Origin of the sequence: Thermosynechococcus sp. QS41, from assembly GCF_031583515.1 — a bacterium.
In the GTDB taxonomy this organism is placed as follows: Bacteria; Cyanobacteriota; Cyanobacteriia; order Thermosynechococcales; family Thermosynechococcaceae; genus Thermosynechococcus.
The window spans coordinates 389,036-409,257 of the sequence record NZ_CP134181.1 but is presented as its reverse complement, the minus strand read 5'-3'; the positions used below and the strand labels follow the sequence as shown (position 1 = coordinate 409,257).

At 53.2% G+C, this 20,222-nt stretch carries 23 protein-coding genes and 1 tRNA gene; 15 read left to right on the top strand and 9 right to left on the bottom strand.

The window, feature by feature from the left end; genetic code table 11:
• Nucleotides 1-18: 18 nt before the first annotated feature.
• Nucleotides 19-1,110 (top strand): chlorophyll a/b binding light-harvesting protein, encoded by a 1,092-nt coding sequence (locus tag RHJ80_RS01920; protein ID WP_302679141.1) that lies wholly within the window; start codon nucleotides 19-21, stop codon nucleotides 1,108-1,110.
• A gap of 69 nt (nucleotides 1,111-1,179) precedes the next feature.
• Here the strand turns inward: RHJ80_RS01920 and RHJ80_RS01915 are convergent, their stop codons facing one another.
• The 3 genes from RHJ80_RS01915 to RHJ80_RS01905 all read right to left on the bottom strand — a co-directional run bounded on the left by RHJ80_RS01915 (nucleotide 1,180) and on the right by RHJ80_RS01905 (nucleotide 2,185).
• The gene (locus tag RHJ80_RS01915; protein ID WP_206200833.1) at nucleotides 1,180-1,398 is read right to left on the bottom strand and encodes a hypothetical protein; all 219 of its coding nucleotides are present in this window, start codon (nucleotides 1,396-1,398) and stop codon (nucleotides 1,180-1,182) included.
• 2 nt (nucleotides 1,399-1,400) lie between these two features.
• Nucleotides 1,401-2,054, bottom strand: coding sequence for a DUF3318 domain-containing protein (locus tag RHJ80_RS01910; protein WP_302678700.1), 654 nt, complete (start codon nucleotides 2,052-2,054; stop codon nucleotides 1,401-1,403).
• Nucleotides 2,055-2,111: 57 nt separating this feature from the next.
• A tRNA-Pro gene (locus tag RHJ80_RS01905) sits at nucleotides 2,112-2,185 on the bottom strand.
• Nucleotides 2,186-2,633: 448 nt separating this feature from the next.
• Between RHJ80_RS01905 and RHJ80_RS01900 the strand changes: the two genes are divergently transcribed.
• The 10 genes from RHJ80_RS01900 (at nucleotide 2,634) to RHJ80_RS01855 (ending at nucleotide 9,765) form a co-directional block, all read left to right on the top strand.
• Nucleotides 2,634-2,876 carry a hypothetical protein gene (locus RHJ80_RS01900; RefSeq protein ID WP_310744014.1) on the top strand — a complete coding sequence of 81 codons (243 nt, stop codon included), beginning with the start codon at nucleotides 2,634-2,636 and terminating at the stop codon, nucleotides 2,874-2,876.
• 322 nt (nucleotides 2,877-3,198) lie between these two features.
• Nucleotides 3,199-3,738 (top strand): ferrous iron transport protein A, encoded by a 540-nt coding sequence (locus RHJ80_RS01895; protein ID WP_399364497.1) that lies wholly within the window; start codon nucleotides 3,199-3,201, stop codon nucleotides 3,736-3,738.
• Nucleotides 3,739-3,752: 14 nt separating this feature from the next.
• Nucleotides 3,753-6,050, top strand: a complete 2,298-nt coding sequence (gene feoB / locus RHJ80_RS01890; protein ID WP_310801357.1) for a Fe(2+) transporter permease subunit FeoB — start codon at nucleotides 3,753-3,755, stop codon at nucleotides 6,048-6,050.
• A 2-nt stretch (nucleotides 6,051-6,052) separates the two neighbouring features.
• Nucleotides 6,053-6,301: a FeoC-like transcriptional regulator gene (locus RHJ80_RS01885; RefSeq protein WP_206200830.1), complete on the top strand. Its 249-nt coding sequence runs from the start codon at nucleotides 6,053-6,055 to the stop codon at nucleotides 6,299-6,301.
• On the top strand, nucleotides 6,267-6,797 hold the full coding sequence (gene ftnA / locus RHJ80_RS01880; RefSeq protein ID WP_310801356.1) for a non-heme ferritin: 531 nt from the start codon (nucleotides 6,267-6,269) through the stop codon (nucleotides 6,795-6,797). The genes RHJ80_RS01885 and ftnA overlap by 35 nt, the downstream gene beginning before the upstream one ends.
• Nucleotides 6,798-6,968: 171 nt before the next feature.
• Nucleotides 6,969-7,526 carry a 16S rRNA (guanine(966)-N(2))-methyltransferase RsmD gene (rsmD, locus tag RHJ80_RS01875; protein ID WP_310453186.1) on the top strand — a complete coding sequence of 186 codons (558 nt, stop codon included), beginning with the start codon at nucleotides 6,969-6,971 and terminating at the stop codon, nucleotides 7,524-7,526.
• Complete coding sequence (locus RHJ80_RS01870; protein WP_206200827.1) at nucleotides 7,523-7,708, top strand: hypothetical protein; 186 nt, start codon at nucleotides 7,523-7,525, stop codon at nucleotides 7,706-7,708. The genes rsmD and RHJ80_RS01870 overlap by 4 nt, the downstream gene beginning before the upstream one ends.
• 104 nt (nucleotides 7,709-7,812) lie before the next feature.
• A complete protein-coding gene (locus RHJ80_RS01865; protein ID WP_206200826.1) occupies nucleotides 7,813-8,775 on the top strand; it encodes an aldo/keto reductase in 963 nt (320 codons plus the stop codon).
• A 21-nt stretch (nucleotides 8,776-8,796) separates the two neighbouring features.
• Entirely contained in the window at nucleotides 8,797-8,973 is a 177-nt protein-coding gene (locus tag RHJ80_RS01860) for a hypothetical protein (protein WP_206200825.1), read from the top strand.
• On the top strand, nucleotides 8,974-9,765 hold the full coding sequence (locus RHJ80_RS01855; RefSeq protein ID WP_310801355.1) for a cobalt-precorrin-6A reductase: 792 nt from the start codon (nucleotides 8,974-8,976) through the stop codon (nucleotides 9,763-9,765).
• Here the strand turns inward: RHJ80_RS01855 and ilvD are convergent.
• From ilvD to RHJ80_RS01840, 3 genes are read right to left on the bottom strand one after another with little or no spacing between them, the layout of a single operon-like run.
• A complete protein-coding gene (ilvD, locus tag RHJ80_RS01850) occupies nucleotides 9,728-11,410 on the bottom strand; it encodes a dihydroxy-acid dehydratase (RefSeq protein ID WP_310801354.1) in 1,683 nt (560 codons plus the stop codon). The genes RHJ80_RS01855 and ilvD overlap by 38 nt on opposite strands.
• Before the next feature lie 41 nt (nucleotides 11,411-11,451).
• The gene (locus tag RHJ80_RS01845; protein ID WP_310801353.1) at nucleotides 11,452-12,429 is read right to left on the bottom strand and encodes a stage II sporulation protein M; all 978 of its coding nucleotides are present in this window, start codon (nucleotides 12,427-12,429) and stop codon (nucleotides 11,452-11,454) included.
• A complete protein-coding gene (locus tag RHJ80_RS01840; RefSeq protein ID WP_206200821.1) occupies nucleotides 12,419-12,724 on the bottom strand; it encodes a hypothetical protein in 306 nt (101 codons plus the stop codon). The genes RHJ80_RS01845 and RHJ80_RS01840 overlap by 11 nt, the downstream gene beginning before the upstream one ends.
• An 88-nt stretch (nucleotides 12,725-12,812) precedes the next feature.
• Here RHJ80_RS01840 and RHJ80_RS01835 point away from each other — a divergent pair, with 88 nt between their 5' ends.
• Nucleotides 12,813-13,160, top strand: coding sequence for a hypothetical protein (locus RHJ80_RS01835; protein WP_310800394.1), 348 nt, complete (start codon nucleotides 12,813-12,815; stop codon nucleotides 13,158-13,160).
• Here RHJ80_RS01835 and mtnA read toward each other — a convergent pair.
• From mtnA to RHJ80_RS01820, 3 genes are all read right to left on the bottom strand, one after another.
• The gene (gene mtnA / locus RHJ80_RS01830) at nucleotides 13,157-14,224 is read right to left on the bottom strand and encodes an S-methyl-5-thioribose-1-phosphate isomerase (RefSeq protein ID WP_310801352.1); all 1,068 of its coding nucleotides are present in this window, start codon (nucleotides 14,222-14,224) and stop codon (nucleotides 13,157-13,159) included. The two genes, RHJ80_RS01835 and mtnA, sit on opposite strands and share 4 nt — an antisense overlap.
• A gap of 77 nt (nucleotides 14,225-14,301) precedes the next feature.
• Nucleotides 14,302-15,249, bottom strand: a complete 948-nt coding sequence (locus RHJ80_RS01825; protein ID WP_255451666.1) for an asparaginase — start codon at nucleotides 15,247-15,249, stop codon at nucleotides 14,302-14,304.
• A 43-nt stretch (nucleotides 15,250-15,292) separates the two neighbouring features.
• Nucleotides 15,293-15,784: a CGLD27 family protein gene (locus tag RHJ80_RS01820; RefSeq protein ID WP_206200818.1), complete on the bottom strand. Its 492-nt coding sequence runs from the start codon at nucleotides 15,782-15,784 to the stop codon at nucleotides 15,293-15,295.
• Between the two features lie 186 nt (nucleotides 15,785-15,970).
• Between RHJ80_RS01820 and RHJ80_RS01815 the strand changes: the two genes are divergently transcribed.
• From RHJ80_RS01815 to infB, 3 genes are all read left to right on the top strand, one after another.
• The gene (locus tag RHJ80_RS01815; RefSeq protein WP_149821050.1) at nucleotides 15,971-16,585 is read left to right on the top strand and encodes a precorrin-8X methylmutase; all 615 of its coding nucleotides are present in this window, start codon (nucleotides 15,971-15,973) and stop codon (nucleotides 16,583-16,585) included.
• Entirely contained in the window at nucleotides 16,566-17,117 is a 552-nt protein-coding gene (gene rimM, locus RHJ80_RS01810) for a ribosome maturation factor RimM (RefSeq protein WP_310801351.1), read from the top strand. Before RHJ80_RS01815 ends, rimM begins: the two co-directional genes overlap by 20 nt.
• A gap of 199 nt (nucleotides 17,118-17,316) precedes the next feature.
• Nucleotides 17,317-20,202, top strand: coding sequence for a translation initiation factor IF-2 (gene infB / locus RHJ80_RS01805; RefSeq protein WP_310801350.1), 2,886 nt, complete (start codon nucleotides 17,317-17,319; stop codon nucleotides 20,200-20,202).
• Nucleotides 20,203-20,222 lie beyond the last annotated feature (20 nt).

Here is a 20,222-nt window from a genome sequence, read left to right as displayed (position 1 = left end):
TTATCGAAGGAGGAATGTATGGCGATCGCCAGTGAATCCCCAACCTCTGTGACTACACCACCACCAACAGGTGCAGGTTTACAAACCTATGGCCAAGCCAATGTCAAGTACGACTGGTGGGCAGGCAATGCCCGATTCGTGAACCTGTCGGGTCTATTTATTGCTGCCCATGTGGCGCAAGCAGCGCTAACTGTCTTTTGGGCGGGTGCCTTTACGCTCTACGAAATTTCCCAATACAAACCCGATCTACCCATGGGGGAACAGGGCTTGATTTTGCTGCCCCATTTAGCGACCTTAGGGTTTGGCATTGGCGAGGGCGGTAAAGTTGTGGATCTGTACCCCTACTTTGTCATTGGCGCCGTGCATCTCATTTCCTCAGCCGTACTGGGTGCGGGTGCCCTCTTTCATACCTTTCGTGCCCCTCACGATCTCAGTACCGCCACAGGGCGGGCGCGGCGCTTCCATTTCCGCTGGGACGATCCGAAACAACTGGGGATTATTTTGGGGCATCATTTGCTCTTTTTAGGGTTTGGTGCCTTGCTATTAGTGCTCAAAGCAACCATCTGGGGCGGGTTGTACGATGCCAATTTGCAGACGGTACGCCTTGTCACCCAGCCCACCTTGGATCCCTTTGTCATCTATGGCTATCAAACCCACTTCGCCAGTATTAACAATTTGGAAGATCTCGTGGGCGGGCATATCTATGTTGCCCTCTTGCTCATTGCGGGTGGCATTTGGCATATTCTTGTGCCGCCGCTGAATTGGGCACGGAAAGTGCTGATGTTTAATGCTGAAGCTATCCTTTCCTACTCCCTTGGCGGCATTGCCCTCGCGGGATTTGTGGCGGCCTATTTTTGTGCGGTGAATACCCTCGCCTATCCCGTAGAGTTTTACGGACCACCCCTAGAAGTGAAACTGGGAATTGCTCCCTACTTTGCGGACACCATTGATTTACCCCTTGGGCAGCATACCCCGCGGGCTTGGTTGGCCAATGCCCACTTCTTCCTTGCCTTTTTCTTCCTACAGGGTCACCTTTGGCATGCCCTGCGCGCCATGGGATTCAATTTCAAACAATTGGAGACTTTTCTCAATCCAGCTCTTGAAAATTAATTGCAATAGTTCCCCTCTTGAGCCATAGGTGCTGCCCTCGGTCAGAGCGATCGAGGGTTTTTTATGAATTCAAGGCAGGCTTTCATTTTTTTGGGAACGTTTGGTACCCCTGAGCTGTCGGGCGATCGCTGGCGCAAAGAAAATCAAAAAGGCAACTTGCGCCGTGAAGACCCAGCCATAGTACCGCAGGACAGGATGTAAATCCCACTGCGCCATAAACCCTAGACTGGCCACTGTCCATAGGAGAATGAGGGTTGGCAGCAGCAGTTGGCGTTTTGGCCGAGCCATGATTAAGATTCTGCTGGAGTGTCGTTTTGCATGGCCTGCATGCGGGCTTTGGCTTTGGCCGCACTTTTTTTCAGGGCTTGCAGACGCATCTCATAGCGTTTGCGTTGGCGGCGATTGGGGGCTTGCTCAATTAGGAGCTTGAGGGCACTGCCAAGGCTTTTGTAGGCGTTAGGGAGTTCATAGCCAAAACGAGTCGCAAGGGCGATCGCCCGCTCATCAGCAGCAATGGCTTCCTTGAGAACCTTTTCACCATTATTGCGCTGGTAGAGCCGCCAGCCCGAAAAGCCACACAGCCCAAGGGCAAGCAGCAGCAACAGGCCATCCTGCACCCAGAGTTCTCCCACAGCACCCCCTAAACCAATCGCCAGTGCTGCCATCTCCCAGCCATCGCGGGGAATCGTGTCATTTTGAATGCGGGCGACCTCATGCCAAAAGAGGAGATTGCGCTGATCCTTGGCCAATTGATCCCAACGGGCTAAATCAATTTGAATCTCCACCTCATCTTTGCCAATTTCTTCGCAGGTAATGAGGGGAGGATTCACCCCACTGGCCGGTTCGATCGTCACCCAGCTTTGCAGCTCTGGTGGCAAGAGAGATTTGAGACGACGCAATTCTGCTAAGTCAGAACGGGCAACTGAGGATGCAGCCGAGGTCATAGCACAAGAAAATCCAAGGGTATTTCTTACCTATCTTAACAGTTTAAGGCTAACCAATCGGGATGACAGGATTTGAACCTGCGACCCCTTCGTCCCGAACGAAGTGCGCTACCAAGCTGCGCTACATCCCGATAACTTATCTAAGATAACACTTGCTGGGGTTTTCCTCAATGGCGATGGAGCGGTTGGCACAACCTAGGAAATTTAGTCCAGTTTTAGTCCATAGTTCAAACTAAGGCAGTGAAAACCCTCTTCAGAAGGGAGTTTGAAAAATCTGCTCTATTGCGGCACCCACAATCGGTCAAACAGAACCAGTCAGGTAGAGCCGTTTTCCAAGGGTTTAATAGCAACGCTTGTCTCTGGGGATGGCAACTGTAAACCTTAAGGAGAAGAACATCCCCCCTCATCAAGTACGGTCAGACTTCGAGATCACCTTAAGTCGCGTGTTTGCCCTGATTCGTCTTGTTCATCTGCTCACAGCAGAACATTGCCCGCCGAGACAGCTCTACCGCACCAGAAAAACGATCCTAGTCGCTCTCCTTTACCTGATTGGCAACGCTCGGCTTTTCCCCGATATGGATGACCCACACGGATTACTACGATTTAATTGTCGCTGCCAAAGTGCTGGGAACGGGGGATGACACCTTACCCCATTGGCCTGAAAAACCCAATGAGTTCAAACGCTACTTGGCAATCACAAGCTCTGACCTCGCTGGCCTGTTTATTTGTTTTATCGAGGCGGAGATGACCCAATCGCAGAAAAACAGCATCAAAACTTGGCTAACGACAAAACTTAGGCAAATTTTCAAGCTGCCTTTATGAGCAAGGGTGATTTCTAAACCCATAGGGACTTTCGTCGTTTTGAGCGGATTTGATCGCCGTGACTTGCAGGAGCTTTGCGCATCCATAAAAAACGCTCTTTGTAAAATCTCTTATGAGATTAGACATCTCAATAAAAGACTTATTGCAAGTCTCAATATCTCACTTAAGACAAAATTCACACCAAAACTTTCAAATAGGCTCAGCTCTTAGGATGATTGGAGATAGGTTAAGACTTGCTAAAGTCACGGTGCCACTGCAAAGCTGTGCTATAAATTGAGAATCATATGCAATAATTAGCTTTCAAAAAATCATTAAATGCAATATGTCATCACCTTTGTGGCCACCCTTTACCTATATCGCCGACCCCCACTCTCGAAGACAGCGATGGAGACGAGGCATGTCTAATCTGATTTCTCTTGCTGAAGCTAAGGTGGGCGATCGCTACTGCATTGTGAAATTAATGTGCAGCAATACCCAGCAACTGTTGGGGATGGGTCTGGCACCGGGGGCGATAATTAGCATCCTCCATCGGGGCGATCGCGGGGCAGTCATGGTGGCTCTTGACTCAAAGCGGTTTTGTGTGAACCACGAGCTAGCCCAAAACATCTTGCTCAAAGAGCTGGAATTGGCAGCTGTAAACCTACGCAGTGCCCCCCTTGGTGCTCGCCTGCGCATTATCGGCTATGCCCCTACCACCCCCAGTTACAAACGCAAATTATTAGCCATGGGTTTAACCCCCGGCACCGAAGTTGAGGTTGTCCGCCATGCCCCCTTGGGTGATCCCACAGATATTAAGGTGCGAGGCTTTCATTTGAGCTTGCGTAAGGATGAAGCTGATGCTCTCAAAGTCCATCTGCTCTAGCAAAGGAGTGTGACATGGCAGCAACAATTGCGTTAATTGGTAACCCAAATTGTGGCAAAACAACAATTTTCAATGGTCTTACGGGGGCAAATCAGCGGGTGGGAAACTGGCCAGGAGTTACTGTTGAGCGCAAGGAAGGCCGCTATCGGGATCGCGACATCACTGTCCAAGTTGTGGATCTACCGGGGGTCTATGCCCTCGATGCTGAGGATAGCACTGGCTTAGACGAGCAGATTGCCCGCAAGTTTCTATTGGCGGGGGAATATGACTTGGTAGTGAATATTCTGGATGCCGCTAACTTAGAGCGCAATTTTTACCTCACATCACAATTGCTTGATCTAGGAGTCCCCCTTATCCTTGTCCTCAACATGATGGATGTGGCTCGTGCCACCAAAATCAAGATGGATATCCCAGCCTTGAGCCAGCGCTTAGGTCTACCGGTGCTGCCTTTTTGTGCCAAACAACAACAGCATTTTGCTCAACTGCGGCAAACTATTCGCACTGCCTTGGCAGCACCACCTGTTTCTAGCGTTAGTGTGCCCCAACCCCCTGTGATTGAAGAGGCTATTGCTGATTTGCTGACTCAAGGCCTCAAAAATCGGGCACAGGCCTTGGCTTGGCTGCAATATATTGAATCAGTTCCCAATGATGTTGTAGCACCACTGCGCCAATGGCGAGAGCGGATTCACCAGACCCTAGGAGAAGACATAGACCTTGTGATTGCCGATAGTCGCTATTGCTGGATTCAGCACCTAATGGCTGAGGTTCTGGAACAGGGCGATCGCCTGACAACAACAGTCTCTGATCGCATTGACCGCATTGCACTCAACCGCTGGTTGGGAATTCCCATTTTCTTGGCCGTCATGTACTTGATATTTCTCATCTCGATTAACGTGGGGGGTGCCTTTATTGACTTTTTTGATATTGGTGTCGGAACGCTGGTCGTGGGTTGGCCGACCCAAGTGCTGGAAACATTTAATGCCCCCGGTTGGCTCATTGGTCTTCTGGCAGAGGGAGTGGGGGGCGGTATCCAAACAACGGCAACATTTATTCCTCAAATTGGCTTGCTCTTTATTTTTCTCACACTTCTTGAAGACTCTGGTTATTTAGCACGGGCAGCCTTTGTCATGGATCGGTTGATGCGCTGGCTGGGCTTACCCGGTAAGTCCTTTGTACCGATGATGGTTTCCTTTGGCTGCAATATCCCCGGCATTATGGCCACCCGCACACTCGAGAATCGGCGCGATCGCCTGATGACGATTTTGATGAATCCCTTTATGTCCTGTGGTGCCCGCCTACCGGTCTATGCCCTGTTTGTTGCTGCTTTCTTCCCCCGCAGCGGCCAAAATATCGTGTTTTTGCTTTATGTGGTGGGAATTGCCGCAGCCATCTTCACGGGATTCTTGATGAAGCGCACCCTCTTTCAAGGAGAGATTGCTCCGTTTGTAATGGAATTGCCCCCCTACCGTTTACCCACCTTCAGAGGGGTACTCCTGCGGGCTTGGGAGCGGCTAAAAACCTTTATTAGTCGAGCGGGCAAGATGATTGTCGTCCTTGTGGTCATTCTCGGACTGCTCAACTCTGTCGGCACCGATGGTCGCTTTGGCCAAAAGGATAGTACTCAATCAATTTTGAGCGCCTTTAGTCGCCAAATTACGCCGATTTTCTCGCCAATGGGGATTCAGTCCGACAACTGGCCAGCAACCGTAGGACTCTTTACGGGGATCTTTGCCAAGGAAGTGATGGTGGGAACGATGGATGCCCTCTATACAGAGTTAGCTCGCCAAGAAGCCCAAAGCACTGAAGCTGGAGATAGACCAGAAGAACCCTTTTCAGTTTGGGGGGGATTAAAGGAAGCGGTGCTCAGCATTCCCAAAAATCTCAGTGAGCTGGGGCAACGGGTGCTTGATCCTTTAGGGTTCCATGTGTTGCAAGAGGCAGATAACCTCGAAGCCGCAGCTGAACTTCAGAGCGTGCACTACACAACATTTGGCCAGATGGCACAACGGTTTGGCACGACAACGGCAGCGATCGCCTTCCTGCTCTTTGTTTTGCTCTACTTTCCCTGTGTATCGGCCACTGCCGCCGTCTATCGAGAAACCAATTTGGGCTGGACTATCTTTGTAGCGGCTTGGACAACGGGATTGGCCTACTGGGTCGCCACTGCTTACTACCAACTCATGACCTTTGCGGCGCATCCGATGTTCTCGCTAATTTGGTTACTGGCTCTAGGGGCAGTGATGGGGATGGTAATCATGGCCTTGAAATATTGGGGCGATCGCCAGCGGTTTTCCTCGCCACAGGGGACATAATTATGCTCTTGCAACTGCAGGACTATATTCAGAAGCACCACGTGGTTTCCTTGGAAGAATTGGTTGCCCATTTTCAGGTACCGCCAGCGATGATTGAACTGATCCTTAGCCAACTCATCCGCAAAGGACGGGTGAAAAAAATCATCCCTAGCCACTGTGGCGGCTGTCATCAGTGTGGTTTTTACCCTCTTGAACTTTACGAATGGAGAATCAACAATGCTATCCCAAGCAATGACCAACCGGCTCAATGAGCAAATCAACCTTGAGATTTATTCAGCACATCTCTACTTGCAGATGAGTTCCTGGTGTGCCCACAAAGCCCTTGAGGGTTGTGCGGCGTTCCTCAGTCAACATGCTGATGAAGAAATGGCACACATGCGGCGGCTTTTGAACTACATGCATGAAACCGGTGCCTTGGCAATCCTAGGCGGTATGGAAGCTCCCCCACACACATTTCAGTCCCTGCGGGAGATGTTCAGTCAAGTTTATGAGCATGAACAGTTTGTAACTCACAAAATTAATGAGTTAGTGCAGTTAGCGGATACGGAGCCTGACTATGCGACGTTGCAATTTTTGCAGTGGTATGTGGCCGAGCAGCACCAAGAAGAGTTTTTGTTCAAGAGTATCCTTGACAAGATTGAACTGATTGGCACGGAGGGGCAAGGACTCTTCTTTATTGATCAGGAAATTGGCAGGCTTGCCCAAACCAAAGGAACCACGACAATGCAGTCAACGCCCGCAGCCTAAAGCCAAAAGGGTGCCGCTTGAGAAAGTGTCATGTGTCGCTACAGGAGTTCCCAAGGACTCAGAGTATCTTGTAGGTAGTGAGGAGTGATTCGCAAACAAAAGTCCTGGGGTCGAAACACGGCAAGACTCCCGGGGCTTTTTATTTTGGGCGAAAGCCGTTACCTTAAGCGTATGCCTCTGCGAATTTCTGGCCAGCGATCGCTCAAAACCCTTTCCGGTCACAGTACCCGTCCCACCCGTGCCAAAGTTCGCCAAGCCATTTTCAATATTTGGCAGGGTCGCCTCCAAGGATGTTGTTGGCTGGATTTGTGTGCTGGTACCGGTGCCATGGGAGCGGAAGCCCTGCTGCGGGGTGCCCAGTGGGTGGTGGCGATCGAACAGTCTCCCCAAGCCTGTCAAGTCATCCGCCAAAACTGGTCAACCCTTGCCCAGCCCCATCAGCACACTTTAGTTTTGCGGGGAGATGTGCGCCAGAAATTGACCCAAGTCCCTGTGCCTCAGTTTGACTTCATCTACTTTGATCCTCCCTATAATAGTGACTTATATCTACCCGTTCTCCAGTTAATTTGGCAGCAAAAGTGTCTTAGCCCTGAGGGAGAAATTGCTGTTGAGTGTCGCACAAAAAATCCACCAGATTTAGAGGCGATCTTGGCGATCGGCTGGCAGCAGCAACGCATTAAAATCTATGGCAGCACGACAGTACTCTTCTTGGTTTGTCACAAAAATTGACATTTACAGACATTGGTGGTGCGGAGTTGGTGGCGTGGCAGTTGCAGGAGGCGATTCAAGCGAGATACATTGTCCATGAATATTCTTCAGCGGGTTGCTGTGGGAGACTGAGCTTTGGGGTGGCCTTACTGATTCCGCGGGGAAATGATTCCCCCTTAGAGCTGTTTAATGCAGCGGATTAGGCGCTTTATGAAGCCAAGCACCAAGAGCGCAATCACGTCATCGTCAAACCCATTGTGCAGTCTCCCACCATCCCCCCTAGCTGTTCCTTTAAGAGAAGGATTGTATGCAAACTCGTCCCCTTGGTCGTACAGATATCCAAATTACGCCACTCATTCTTGGCACGTGGCAAGCGGGCAAGCGTTGGTGGGTCGGTATAGAAGATGAGATGTCCATTCGCACGATCCGCACGGCTGTGGAAGCAGGGATGACTACCATTGATACGGCTGAGGTCTATGGCGATGGGCATTCAGAGCGGATTGTGGCCGCAGCGGTCGGTGATTTGCGCGATCGCTGTGTCTATGCAACAAAGGTGTTTGCTAACCACTTGCGCTACAAGGAGGTCATTGCCGCCTGCGAGCGATCGCTGCGCAACCTGAACACTGATTACATTGACCTCTACCAAATTCACTGGCCTGCCGGCTCCTTTGGCTCAGAAATCGTGCCCATCGAGGAAACCATGCAAGCCATGGTGGAGTTGCAAGTGGCGGGCAAAATCCGTGCCATTGGGGTCTCCAACTTTTCCCGTGCTCAACTGGCGGAGGCGATGCAGTACGGACGCATTGAGAGTGTCCAGCCCCCCTATTCCCTCTTTTGGCGCTGGGCAGAAACAGAACTCATCCCCTTCTGTATTGAGCATGAGATTACCGTTTTGGCCTACTCCTCTCTCGCCCAAGGGTTGCTCACGGGTCGCTTTGGTCCCGGCCACCAGTTTGACCCTGAGGATAACCGTGCTAAAAACCAGCTCTTTCAGGGAGAAACCTACGACCGTGCCCTTGAAGCGATTGAGTTGATGAAACCGATTGCCCAGAGCTTGGGCAGCAGTGTCGGGAATTTGGCGTTGGCTTGGCTACTGCATCAACCGCAAACCTGTGCCATTGTTGGTGCCCGCCATCCGGAACAAGTGCTAGAAAATATCAAAGCGGCTGACCTTCAGTTAGATAAGTCCATTTTGGCCATGCTCGATGAAATTAGCCGGCCGGTCATTGCTACCCTTGATCCGGAGAATCCAGTAATGTGGAAGTGGTAGTTCAGATCCACTAACGTCTTTATGGAACTCCTCGGTCTGGGTGCAATTGTTCTCTACTTCTTGATTGCGCTGCGCTTTTGGCAAGGGTTTCACCGCACCTACTACACACAATCGCGCTTTGTTCTCAGCGTGCTGTGGCTACCGCTACTGATGAATAAGTCCTATCGAGAAAACTTTCGCCGAGCGTTGCTGGGCTAGGTGACTGGAGCGATTTGGCTGATTGGCGGCACCCAAGAGAGTCGCTGGATTGCCCAATTAATTGTCTGCCAAGGGTTTCCCTGCTGGGTGAGCGTGACCACAGCGGCGGCCTGCCATCTTTATGACGCGCATCCGTTGTTGAGTTGCCATATCGAGCGCTTGACCCCTGAGCGTGCCCGTGAGTTTATCGAGCAACATTCGATTCAAGCCGTGGTGGATGCGTCCCATCCCTTTGCGGTGGCAATCTCTGCCCTTGCCATTGCCATCAGCCAAGAATTTGGCTTGCCCTACCTGCGCTTTGAACGCCCAGCATTTCCGCCAGCTCTTGGCATCTATACTGATTTGCCAACACTGCTGCAAGGGGATCTCCTCATGGGTGAGCGGGTGTTGCTGACCCTAGGAGTCAAACATTTGGCAGCTTTTGCGCCCCTCCAGCGTCAGGCTACCCTCTTTGCACGGATTTTGCCCACAACAAGCGCACTGGAGGCTGCCTTGGCGGCGGGGTTCGATCGCCAGCGCTTAATTGCCATTTTCCCCCCCGTATCGCGAGAGTTAGAGCGCGCCCTCTGGCAACAGTGGCAGATTACAACGGTGGTGACCAAGGCCTCGGGTACCGAGAGTGAGCAGATCAAGCAGACCCTTGCCCGTGAGCTGGGGGTGAAGCTGATTACCCTGCAACGCCCTGCTCTGGTCTATCCGCGCCAAACGAGCGATCGCGCCGGTATCGAGGCCTTTTTGCAGGAATTAGCCACCTCTAAACAAAGCGATCAGTCACCGCCCCCAGACTACTAGAAGACACTAGTTTGGCATACTTGGCCAATACCCCACGGGTATAGCGAGGTGCCGGGGGCTGCCATTTAGCCCGCCGCGCTGCCAGTTCTTCCTCACTGACATTCAGTTGCAGCAGCCGCTGATGGGCATCAATGGTGATCGAGTCTCCCTCCTCCACAAGGGCGATCGTGCCACCCACTGCCGCCTCCGGAGCCACGTGACCCACGACCATGCCATAGGTTCCACCAGAGAAGCGACCATCGGTAATGAGGCCAACACTATCCCCTAAACCGGCACCAATAATGGCAGAGGTGGGAGCCAGCATTTCCCGCATTCCGGGACCGCCAACGGGGCCTTCATAGCGAATGACAATAACATCGCCGCGGTTGATCTTGCCGGCCAAAATGGCCTCTAAACAGGCCTCCTCAGAGTCAAAGACCCGCGCCGGACCGGTAATCTGCGGATTTTTTACCCCAGAGATTTTGGCGACAGCGCCCTCAGTGGCTAAATTCCCTTTGAGAATGGTCAGGTGGCCGGTGGCGTAGAGAGGCTTGTCAAACGGACGAATCACCTCTTGGTTGGGGTCGGGGGTATCGGGCACATCCCGCAGCCGCTCGGCAATGGTTTCCCCCGTAATCGTGAGGCAATCCCCGTGGAGCAAGCCAGCATTGAGGAGCATTTTCATTACTTGGGGAATGCCCCCTGCCCGATGTAGATCCGCAGTCACGTATTTACCCGAGGGCTTGAGATCGCAGAGAACGGGCACCCGCTGGCGAATGGTTTCAAAGTCATCAATGGTGAGGGGAACCTCGGCACTGTGGGCGATCGCCAGAAAGTGCAGCACGGCATTTGTCGAGCCACCGATCGCCATAATCACACTGAGGGCATTTTCAATGGATTTGCGGGTGATAATATCGCGGGGTCGAATATTCTTACGAATCGCCTCCACCAGCACCTTGCCCGCCAACTCTGTATTGTCGGCTTTTTCAGCATCCTCTGCTGTCATTGTTGACGAGTACATTAGGCTCATGCCCATAGCTTCAAAGGCTGAGGACATTGTGTTGGCCGTGAACATCCCGCCGCAGGAACCCGCCCCCGGACAGGCATGGTGTTCAATCGCATGGAGCGTCGCCTCATCCATTTTGCCGGCACTAAACTGACCCACGGCTTCAAAGGCGCTAACAACCGTCAGGTCTTGACCCTGCCAATGACCCGGCTTAATCGTGCCCCCATAGACAAAAATGGCGGGAATGTTCATCCGTGCCATGGCAATCATCGCGCCGGGCATGTTTTTGTCGCAGCCACCGATCGCCAGCACCCCATCCATACTTTGGGCATTACAGGCGGTCTCAATCGAATCAGCAATCACATCCCGCGAGACGAGAGAGTATTTCATCCCCTCCGTGCCCATGGAAATACCATCGCTGACCGTAATTGTGCCAAACAACTGCGGCATTCCCCCCGCTGCCCGAATGCCTGCTTCGGCGCGACTGGCAAGGGCAGCAATCCCCATATTGCAGGGGGTAATCGTACTGTGGGCACTGGCCACCCCAACAATCGGCTTGTTGAAATCCTCATCGCCAAAGCCCACGGCTCGCAGCATGGCTCGGTTGGGGGTGCGTTGAACGCCTTCTGTAATGATGCGACTGCGCCAGTTTTCTGCCATAGTGTTCTCGCGATCGGCCTAAACGTCAATAAAGCATCCTTCTATTTTCCCTCACCCGTGGGCGATCGCTCTAGCGGCCAAGCCAAATAAAAGCCTAAAGCCGCAAACAACCCTAGGCCAGACAAATATTTCACACTGTTGGGAATCAGGGGATTGGGCGACCAGAAGCCCTCGATAATGCCCGCAATCACCAAGAGGGGAACAATGCCAAACATCAGTTGTGCTGCCAAGGCGCCATTGCCTTTGAGTGCGCTCAGGCGACGGTAACGCCCCGGCAAGAGAATCGCTTGCCCCAACAACAGACCCGCAGCGCCGGCCAGAAAAATTGCAGGCAGCTCCAAAGCACCATGGGGACTGACAAAGGCCCAAAAGGGATACCCTAGATTGTTTTGTGCCACCAAGGCAGCGATCGCCCCCATGTGCAGACCGTTATTCCAGAGGATATAGAGGGTTCCTAGTCCCCCTAGGATACCTCCCGCTAGCATGGCAAAAGCCACACTCAGGTTATTGGTCATAATGGCACTGGAGGCTAGGGGTTCAACCCCCACGATCGATCCCATCCAGAGCTTGCCCTCCTCTTCCACGAGGGAAAGGATGTCTGCGGGTACCACTAGTTCCAAAAACTGGCGATCGCTCCACGCATACCACCAAGCGATCGCCGCCGCCACCAGAAATACCCCCAAGGCAAAGGCCGTATAGACCCATGTTTGCTGGACAACCGCTGGGAAGCCCCGCTGGAAAAACAACCAAACTTTGCGCCAATCTTGGGAGCGCTGACCCTGATAGACTTGGCTGTAGCTCCGCAAGGTGAGACCCTGCAAATAGTTGACGATGCTACTGCCCAAGCGGCGAGTTTTTGCCCGCGCTAAATCCGCACTAACCAAGCGGTACAACTGACTGAGGCGGCAAATCTCCGTTGCCGATAGCGCTTGAATCCCCTCTGTCTCAGCACGGTTGAGGAGGTGTTCTAGCTCTAGCCACTGCGGCTCTTGGCGGATCAGCCAGCGTTCAACATTCATGACTATCTGATTCCTCTTGAATTGCCCCCAAAAAAGACTCTAGGCGTTTGCGGGGAATGTAAGGCCAGCCGCCATTGGTTTCAATATCCCGCAGTAGTTGATAGAGCGCTTGGCGGTTGGTGGGCAAGGCCGCTTGAAACTGATTGTCACAAATTTCGCGATGCAATTGCTCTAAAAGCCGCAGCAATGCCAACAGGTCATGGACATTTCCATTGGCTCGCTCAGCCGCGATACGGATCCGTTCAGCAAGGGCGTTGAGGTCGGTTGTACTTAAAGAGGATGGCGAGGAAATCATCTTTTCTATAAAGCTTTTTGAATTGGGAATAACGATTTTCTACCACAGTTGCTACGATCGTGTTAGCAAAAAAAGAGGTTTTGTGACCATGTTTCGGACACCTGTTGCCCTTGTGGGGGCAGCAACGTTGAGCCTCAGTCTGGCGATCGCCCCGCCTGCTTTCGCAGAAATGGAAGTGGAAGTGGCTCGCGACAGTAGAGGCCGTGTTTACACTGTGGATATGGATTCCCGTCGCTTTTATAGAAATAGGAATGGCATTATCCAAGTGGATTTTAGCCTCTCGACCCTTGGCGACGATTACTGGCATCGGGCAACGGCGTCCTGTAATCCCTACGATGTTAAGAGTGATTATTACGGTTGGGATTGGACGGGAACCAAAAGCTATCCTCCCGGTACGATAGCGGGTGATATTGCCCGTGCAGTCTGCCGCCGTTAACCTGCTGCTGCACCAATACCCTGTGCAAGGTCAGCAGGAGCAAAAACCCCTAGCTCTGTAATAATGCCACTAATTAAATGGGCAGGGGTGACATCAAAAGCCGGATTGTAAAAATCTACCCCAGCGGGTGTAACGCGGCTAAACCCCACCTGATAAATTTCTTGGGGGTGGCGCTCCTCAATGGGAATTTCCGCCCCAGTAGCAATTTTAGTATCAATTGTAGAAAGGGGGGCGGCGACAAAGAAGGGAATGTTGTGGGCTTTGGCGGCGAGGGCAACACTATAGGTACCAATTTTGTTGGCGGTGTCCCCATTCAAGGCAATGCGATCGGCGCCCACCACCACCGCATCAATCATCCCTCGCTGCATACAGTGCGCCGCCATCGTATCCGCCAGCAGGGTGACAGGAATGCCCTCTTGCACACATTCCCAAGCGGTTAATTTCGCTCCCTGAAGACGAGGACGAGTTTCATCGGCATAGACTCGCTCCAAGCGACCCGCCGCCCAAGCCGCACGAACCACCCCTAACGCTGTTCCATAGCCTGCTGTCGCTAGGGCACCGGCATTGCAGTGGGTAAGCAGGCGCAACTTCTCGGGCGTTTTCGGCAGGACACTAAGGCCGTTTTCACCAATGGCTTGACAGGTTTGCACATCTTCACGGGCAATGGTTTGGGCGGTTTCAAGAAGGTGCTGCTGCAGTTCCTCAAGGCTGGCTGTGGCTTGCTGGGCTGCCCCAAGCATGCGATCGATGGCCCAAAATAAATTCACTGCCGTTGGGCGGGTTTGCCGCAATTCGGAAGCGACATTCTCTAGGTGAGCCAAGAAGCCCTCGCGATCGCTCCCCGTGTATTCCCGTGCCCCTAAGACCATACCAAAAGCTGCTGCCACACCAATCGCTGGCGCACCCCGTACAATCATCGTCCGAATGGCGGTGGCCATCTCCGCTGCGGTGGTGATGTCCTTGAGTTCATACTGTTCTGGCAAGCGGGTTTGGTCAATTAACTGCACGCGATCGCCCGCCCACACCACAGGAAAGATGGTTCCGACATTTGCTGTGACAGCCACAACAGCCTCCGTGCTCACTAAAATTGAATACAAATCATAACCCAAGGGAGAACCTATTCAGGCTAGAATTTAGCCCCCTAGGCAAAGGTCAGTTCACCATTCACCTCGAGACGGGTAAATTGGTTGGGAATCAGAAACTGCTCCCCCAAGGCTTCCGCCACACTGGGAGTAATCCAGCCCAGTTGCTTCAACAATTGAATGGCAACGGCGTACTTAGCACGCTTCGCACCATCACTCACCTTAATCGCCAATCCCATCCCTTCGCCCACACGACCCACACACTGAATCCCCTCAGCTCCGGACTTACTGAGGATTTCCCCCTCCGTGAGGCGCATCAGCTCGCTATCAAAGGCACCGGGACCGGCAACAAAATCAGGGTGGTGGGTCATGGCACGAACGACGCGCTCCATTGCCCAGTCATTGCCCGAGGCCAGTTGGCCGTAAAGGGTGGCCATCTGCACCAGTTGCATCAAATACGTGGGCGCCCCACAGTCGTCGTGGGCACAGATAAATTCTGCGGCGGGCATCTTCAGTAGTTCCGCCACCTTGGAGAGGATCAGAGCCTGAACGGGGTGATTTTTGTGCAGATAACTTGCCAATGGCCAATTGCGCTGTTGACAAACCGCCAGCATCCCCGCATGTTTACCCGAACAGTTGTGCTGCAGTGCCCCTTGGCGGCCGGGGGGAACGGGACATTGCAAGGCAGTGGGATCCACATCGGCACGCCAGAGGATGTTAAAGACTTGGCGGACTTGCTCAATACGCCCTTGGTGGGAACTACAGATAATCGCGAGGTCGCGATCGCTCAAGTCAAACCGCTCCATCGTTCCCGTGGTGGTCACTGCCAAGGCTTGAAAGGGCTTGAGGGCAGAGCGGATAAAAGCAGCGGTTTCCGCGTTTCCTGCAAGGGCAAGAATTCGGCCACGGGCATCACAGACCACGGCATGGGCATGGTGGCGCGACTCAACAATCCCTTCCCGCAGTAAGCAAACATCGAGCAGAGGGGCTTGGGTGCGTTTGGACATAGGTTCGGTCATGCAGGTCAATGAGCAACAATATCAGCAGCAGCTACAGGAGTGCCCAAGCAAGGGTCAGTCCCAAAGAAAAGATCACGAGCGCCAAAAGGGTTACCTGTAACCGTTGTAAAATCGGGCGCAACTCGTAGGTATAGATCAGGCGATCTTGAGCCAATTCAGTTTCGGGTTTTTGCCACTCTTGACCGTCGTACCAGCCCGTTTCCTCATAAATGACCGTGGGACGGTGCAGCCGATCGCCCACATAAGCCCAACCGAGTACAAGGCGCAAAAGAATCAGCAACAGCAGGAAGTTTGCTCCTAGCACCCCAGCGAAGAAAACATGTAGGGGTGCCTCTTGCACTGAAAAGCTGGCGATCGCCACCGGACCACTAATGAGCCAAGCCATCCCCCACAGCAGTAGCAAACGCCTTTGAAAACGCGGCCGCGGCCAACTCGACCATTCAAAAAACCAAGAGGCTTTGAGGTCACGATATTCGTTGATCGGTCGTTGATCTGCCGGGACAGGACAGAGAATCTGAGACACAGTGGCACAAGTTCAAGGACGCTGTTTCCAGCATACCAGTCTCGCTGAAATCGTGGATCGCCACACCATGCATGAAATCGGGCGATCGCCCCGTACACTAGAGGGTGTCACGCCTACCCCGCATCTAGTGGGGGGAAAACTTTGTTGCTATATTGATTATTCCCTAGCTCCCTTGCGGCACCTTTGATGGAATGGCACCAGTCTGACGTTGCACAACTACGGGTTATTGACCAGTTGCTGGCCGGGCACAACCTGAGTCCAGCACAGTATGATATTACGCGCCGTGTGATTTATGCGACAGGGGATTTAGAATATCTGAATTTGATTGTCTATTCAGAGCAGGCCCTGCAATCCGGTGTGGCTGCCCTTGCCGCTCATACCCCGATTGTGGTGGATGTGACGATGGTGCAGGTGGGGGTGCTCTCCTACACCCAAAACACCTTTGGCAATCCCATTTACTGTGGGGCAGAAACCTTCACCCGTCCGCAGCAGGAAAAGTCCCGCATTGCTTTTGGCATAGAAACCTTGGCACGACGCCATCCCACGGCTATTTTTGTCCTCAGTAGTGATCATTCAGCCCTAGAACCTCTCCTGACTTTAGTGGAGGCTCAGGAAATTCGCCCTGCCTTAATTATTGACGCTGCCCCCAATTTTCTCCCCCCCATTTTGGATCGCCTGCAAAAGTCTTGGGTGCCCCACATCTCCATTAAGGGTTGCAAGGGGGGCGTGAGCGTTGCCACAGCAATTATGAACGGTTTACTCAAGTTGGCTTGGACGGCCTATGGTGACCCCCTTCCCTGAGACAAGTGAATGGCTCTGTATCGGCCAAATTGTCGGTGCCCACGGCCTGCGGGGGGAGGTCAAGGTCAAGCCCTTTAGCGATTTTCCCGAACGCTTTACCGTGGCGGGTTCTCGTTGGTTGCGATCGCCCCGGCAGCCCCAACCCTATGCGGTTACCCTCGTGCGCGGGCGATTTTTACCCCGTGCCGAACAGTTTGTGGTTACCTTTGCCGAAGTCAGCGATCGCACCGCAGCGGAGGCACTCAAGGGGGCAGAAATTTTAGTCCCCGCCAGCGATCGCCCACCCCTTGCCGCAAATGAATACCACCTCATGGACTTGATTGGACTTGCCGTGTATCACCAAGGTGAGCGAGTTGGCGAAGTGGTGGGCTTGGTCAATGCCGGCAATGACTTACTGGAAGTGCAGTTACTCGACCCAGCGCAAGAAGCCCCCCGATCAGTGTATATTCCCTTTGTGCCAGCCATCGTGCCGGTGGTTGATCTAGCAGCCCGCAGAATTGAAATTGATCCCCCCTTAGGGCTGTTACCCTGATCAATCCCTACCAAAATCGTTAATAATAGGGATACTTCTATTTTTTTAGCCCCGACTCTTGAGATTGTTGTTGAGTGAGTTGCCCCAACCCATCCCTTAAAACCCATTAATTCCACCTTGACGGTAGCCTTTACCTGAGCGATCGCGATCGCCCTACCGTTTGCCCTTTGTAGAGATTTCAGAGCCTTTGAGAGACAGCATGAGCATTGGTAAAGTTCGCATTTATGACCTATCAAAAGAACTCAACCTAGATAATCGAGATTTATTGGCGATCTGTGAACAGTTGGGAATTGCCTATAAAAGTCACAGCAGCACAATTTCCGATGCCGATGCCGATCGCATTCGCGAAGCGGCCAAAACCTATCAACCCCATAGTGCCTCACCCCGTAAAGTTTCAAAAACACCTCCTCCTGTGAAGAAAGCCCCAGCCCCTCCAAAAACGCAGCAAATTGTTGCTGTCCACACTCAACCCCGCTCTGAGACGCCAGAAGCGCCCAAGCCTCAATTACAACAACCTCCCGCTCGTCCCCAAGCACCGCAGCCCCCTGCGCGACCCACACCCCCTGCACCAGTTGCCACCAAGGCAGTGGAACCTGTGGCGCCCAAACCCCCTACACCTCCCGCAAAACCCGAACCGACACCACCGCGTCCAGCGCCTACTTTAGTCCCTCCGCCCGCCCGCCCCACCAAGAAAGTGGAAAAAGTCGCTGCGGCTCCCCCACCCCGCAAAGAGCTAAAGGAACCCCCCAAAAAAGAAAAGGTGGCGATCGCTCCTGCGAAACCCAGCAGTCAAGATCGCATTGAAATTGTCCAGCGGGCAGTTCCCCCGGCACCCGTCAACCCCCCGGAAATGGCGCCCAAGCCAGCTTTACCAGAGCTACAACCGCCACCCAAACCCGTTGCGCCAGTCCTGCGGGCACCCAATCCACCCAAGCCCGTCACCGAAACCGTTGAGGTACTCGATGACAAGTCCGTTAGCAAAGTCATCAAAGACCGCCACCGTCACAAAGACTTTGATGATGAGGAGAACAAACGGAAATCCTCCCGCGTCGTCAAGTTGCGTGAAGAAGTCATTGACGAAGAGGAAGAACTAGAACTCACCAGCCGTTTGGTCGGGGTACACCAAGTAACCGTTGATGTCAGCCAATCGCTGCAACGGCCACCCAAGCCCAAGGCGCCTCGTCCCGCCCGTCCCGTTACACCAGCGGCGAAAACCGAAAAAAGCAGCGAGAAAAAACAACCCCGGCATCGCGATCGCCGTCACGAAGAGCCAGCCGAAGCACCACCGCCCGATCACATTACGATTGCAGGCCCGATGTCAGTGCAGGAGTTGGCCAGTTTAGTGCGTCGCCCCGAAGCGGAAATCATTAAAATTCTCTTCTTTAAGGGAATTGCCGCCACCATCAACCAAACCCTTGAGGTGGAAACAATTGAACTCGTGGCCAAGGAATTGGGGATTACGGTGGAAACGGCACAGCAGAAAGCCGAGGCCACAAAAGTTACCGAAATGCTGGAGTCGAGCGACCTCGATCACCTGCAACGGCGTCCACCCGTAGTCACGATTATGGGTCACGTGGATCATGGCAAAACCAGCCTTCTCGATGCCATTCGCAATGCCAAAGTGGCTCAAGGGGAAGCAGGCGGCATCACGCAACACATTGGCGCCTACCACGTGGATGTCGAACACAACGGCGAAAAACATCAGGTAGTCTTTCTCGATACCCCCGGTCACGAAGCCTTTACCGCCATGCGGGCACGGGGGGCACGGGTCACCGATATTGCTGTTCTCGTGGTTGCTGCCGATGATGGGGTGCAACCTCAAACCATTGAAGCCATTAGCCACGCCAAAGCAGCTAAAGTGCCGATCATTGTCGCCATTAACAAAATTGACAAAGAGTCTGCCCAACCGGAGCGGGTCAAGCAGGAACTCACTGAATACGGCTTGGTGCCCGAAGAGTGGGGCGGCGACACGATTATGGTGCCTGTCAGTGCCCTGCAACAGCAAAATCTCGATACGCTCCTAGAAATGATCCTGCTGGTGGCTGAGGTGGAGGATCTCTACGCCAATCCCGATCGCCCTGCCAAAGGCACCGTCATTGAAGCCCACTTGGATCGGGCACGGGGACCTGTGGCCACATTGCTGGTACAAAACGGTACCCTGCGGGTCGGCGATATTCTGGTGGCAGGTGCCTGTTTTGGTCGGGTTCGCGCCATGATTGACGATCGCGGGCAGCGTGTCGAGGCAGCAACCCCCTCCTTTGCTGTCGAAGTCTTGGGTCTGGCGGATGTCCCTGCTGCCGGGGATGAATTTGAAGTCCTCAGCGATGAAAAAGCCGCCCGTGCCCTTGCGGAGGAGCGAGCCGCCGCTCAACGCCAATCCCGCCTTGCCCAAGCCGCAGCCGCCCGGCGGGTCTCCCTTACCTCGTTGTCCAGTCAAGCCCGCGAAGGGGAACTCAAAGAACTCAATCTCATTCTCAAAGCCGACGTTCAAGGTTCCGTCGAGGCGATTTTGGCGGCCCTCAACCAACTGCCCCAAGATCAAGTACAGTTGCGAGTCTTGTTGGCTGCCCCCGGCGAAATTACTGAAACCGATGTTGACCTTGCCGCCGCCAGTAGTGCCGTCATCATTGGCTTTAATACCACCCTTGCCTCAGGGGCACGCCAAGCGGCTGAGCAGCACAACGTTGATGTCCGCGAATACAACATCATCTATAAGCTCCTCGATGATATTCAAGGGGCAATGGAGGGGATGCTGGAACCCGAACTGGTCGAGGAAGAACTGGGTCAAGCCGAAGTGCGAGCTATCTTCCCCCTCAGCAAAGGAGCTGTGGCCGGTTGTTATGTCCTCAATGGCAAGCTCGTGCGCAACTGCAAAGTACGGGTGCTGCGCCAGCAAAGTGTCATTCACACAGGCATCTTGAGTTCGCTAAAACGCATGAAGGACGATGTCCGCGAAGTTGCGGCGGGCTACGAATGTGGTGTGCGCTTGGATGATTTTCAACAATGGCAGGAAGGAGATATTATTTACGCCTTCCAAACAGTAACAAAACGTCGTAGTCTTGGCAGCGGTAGCGATAGAAATTAAACTGAGTCAGAGTTGATCAA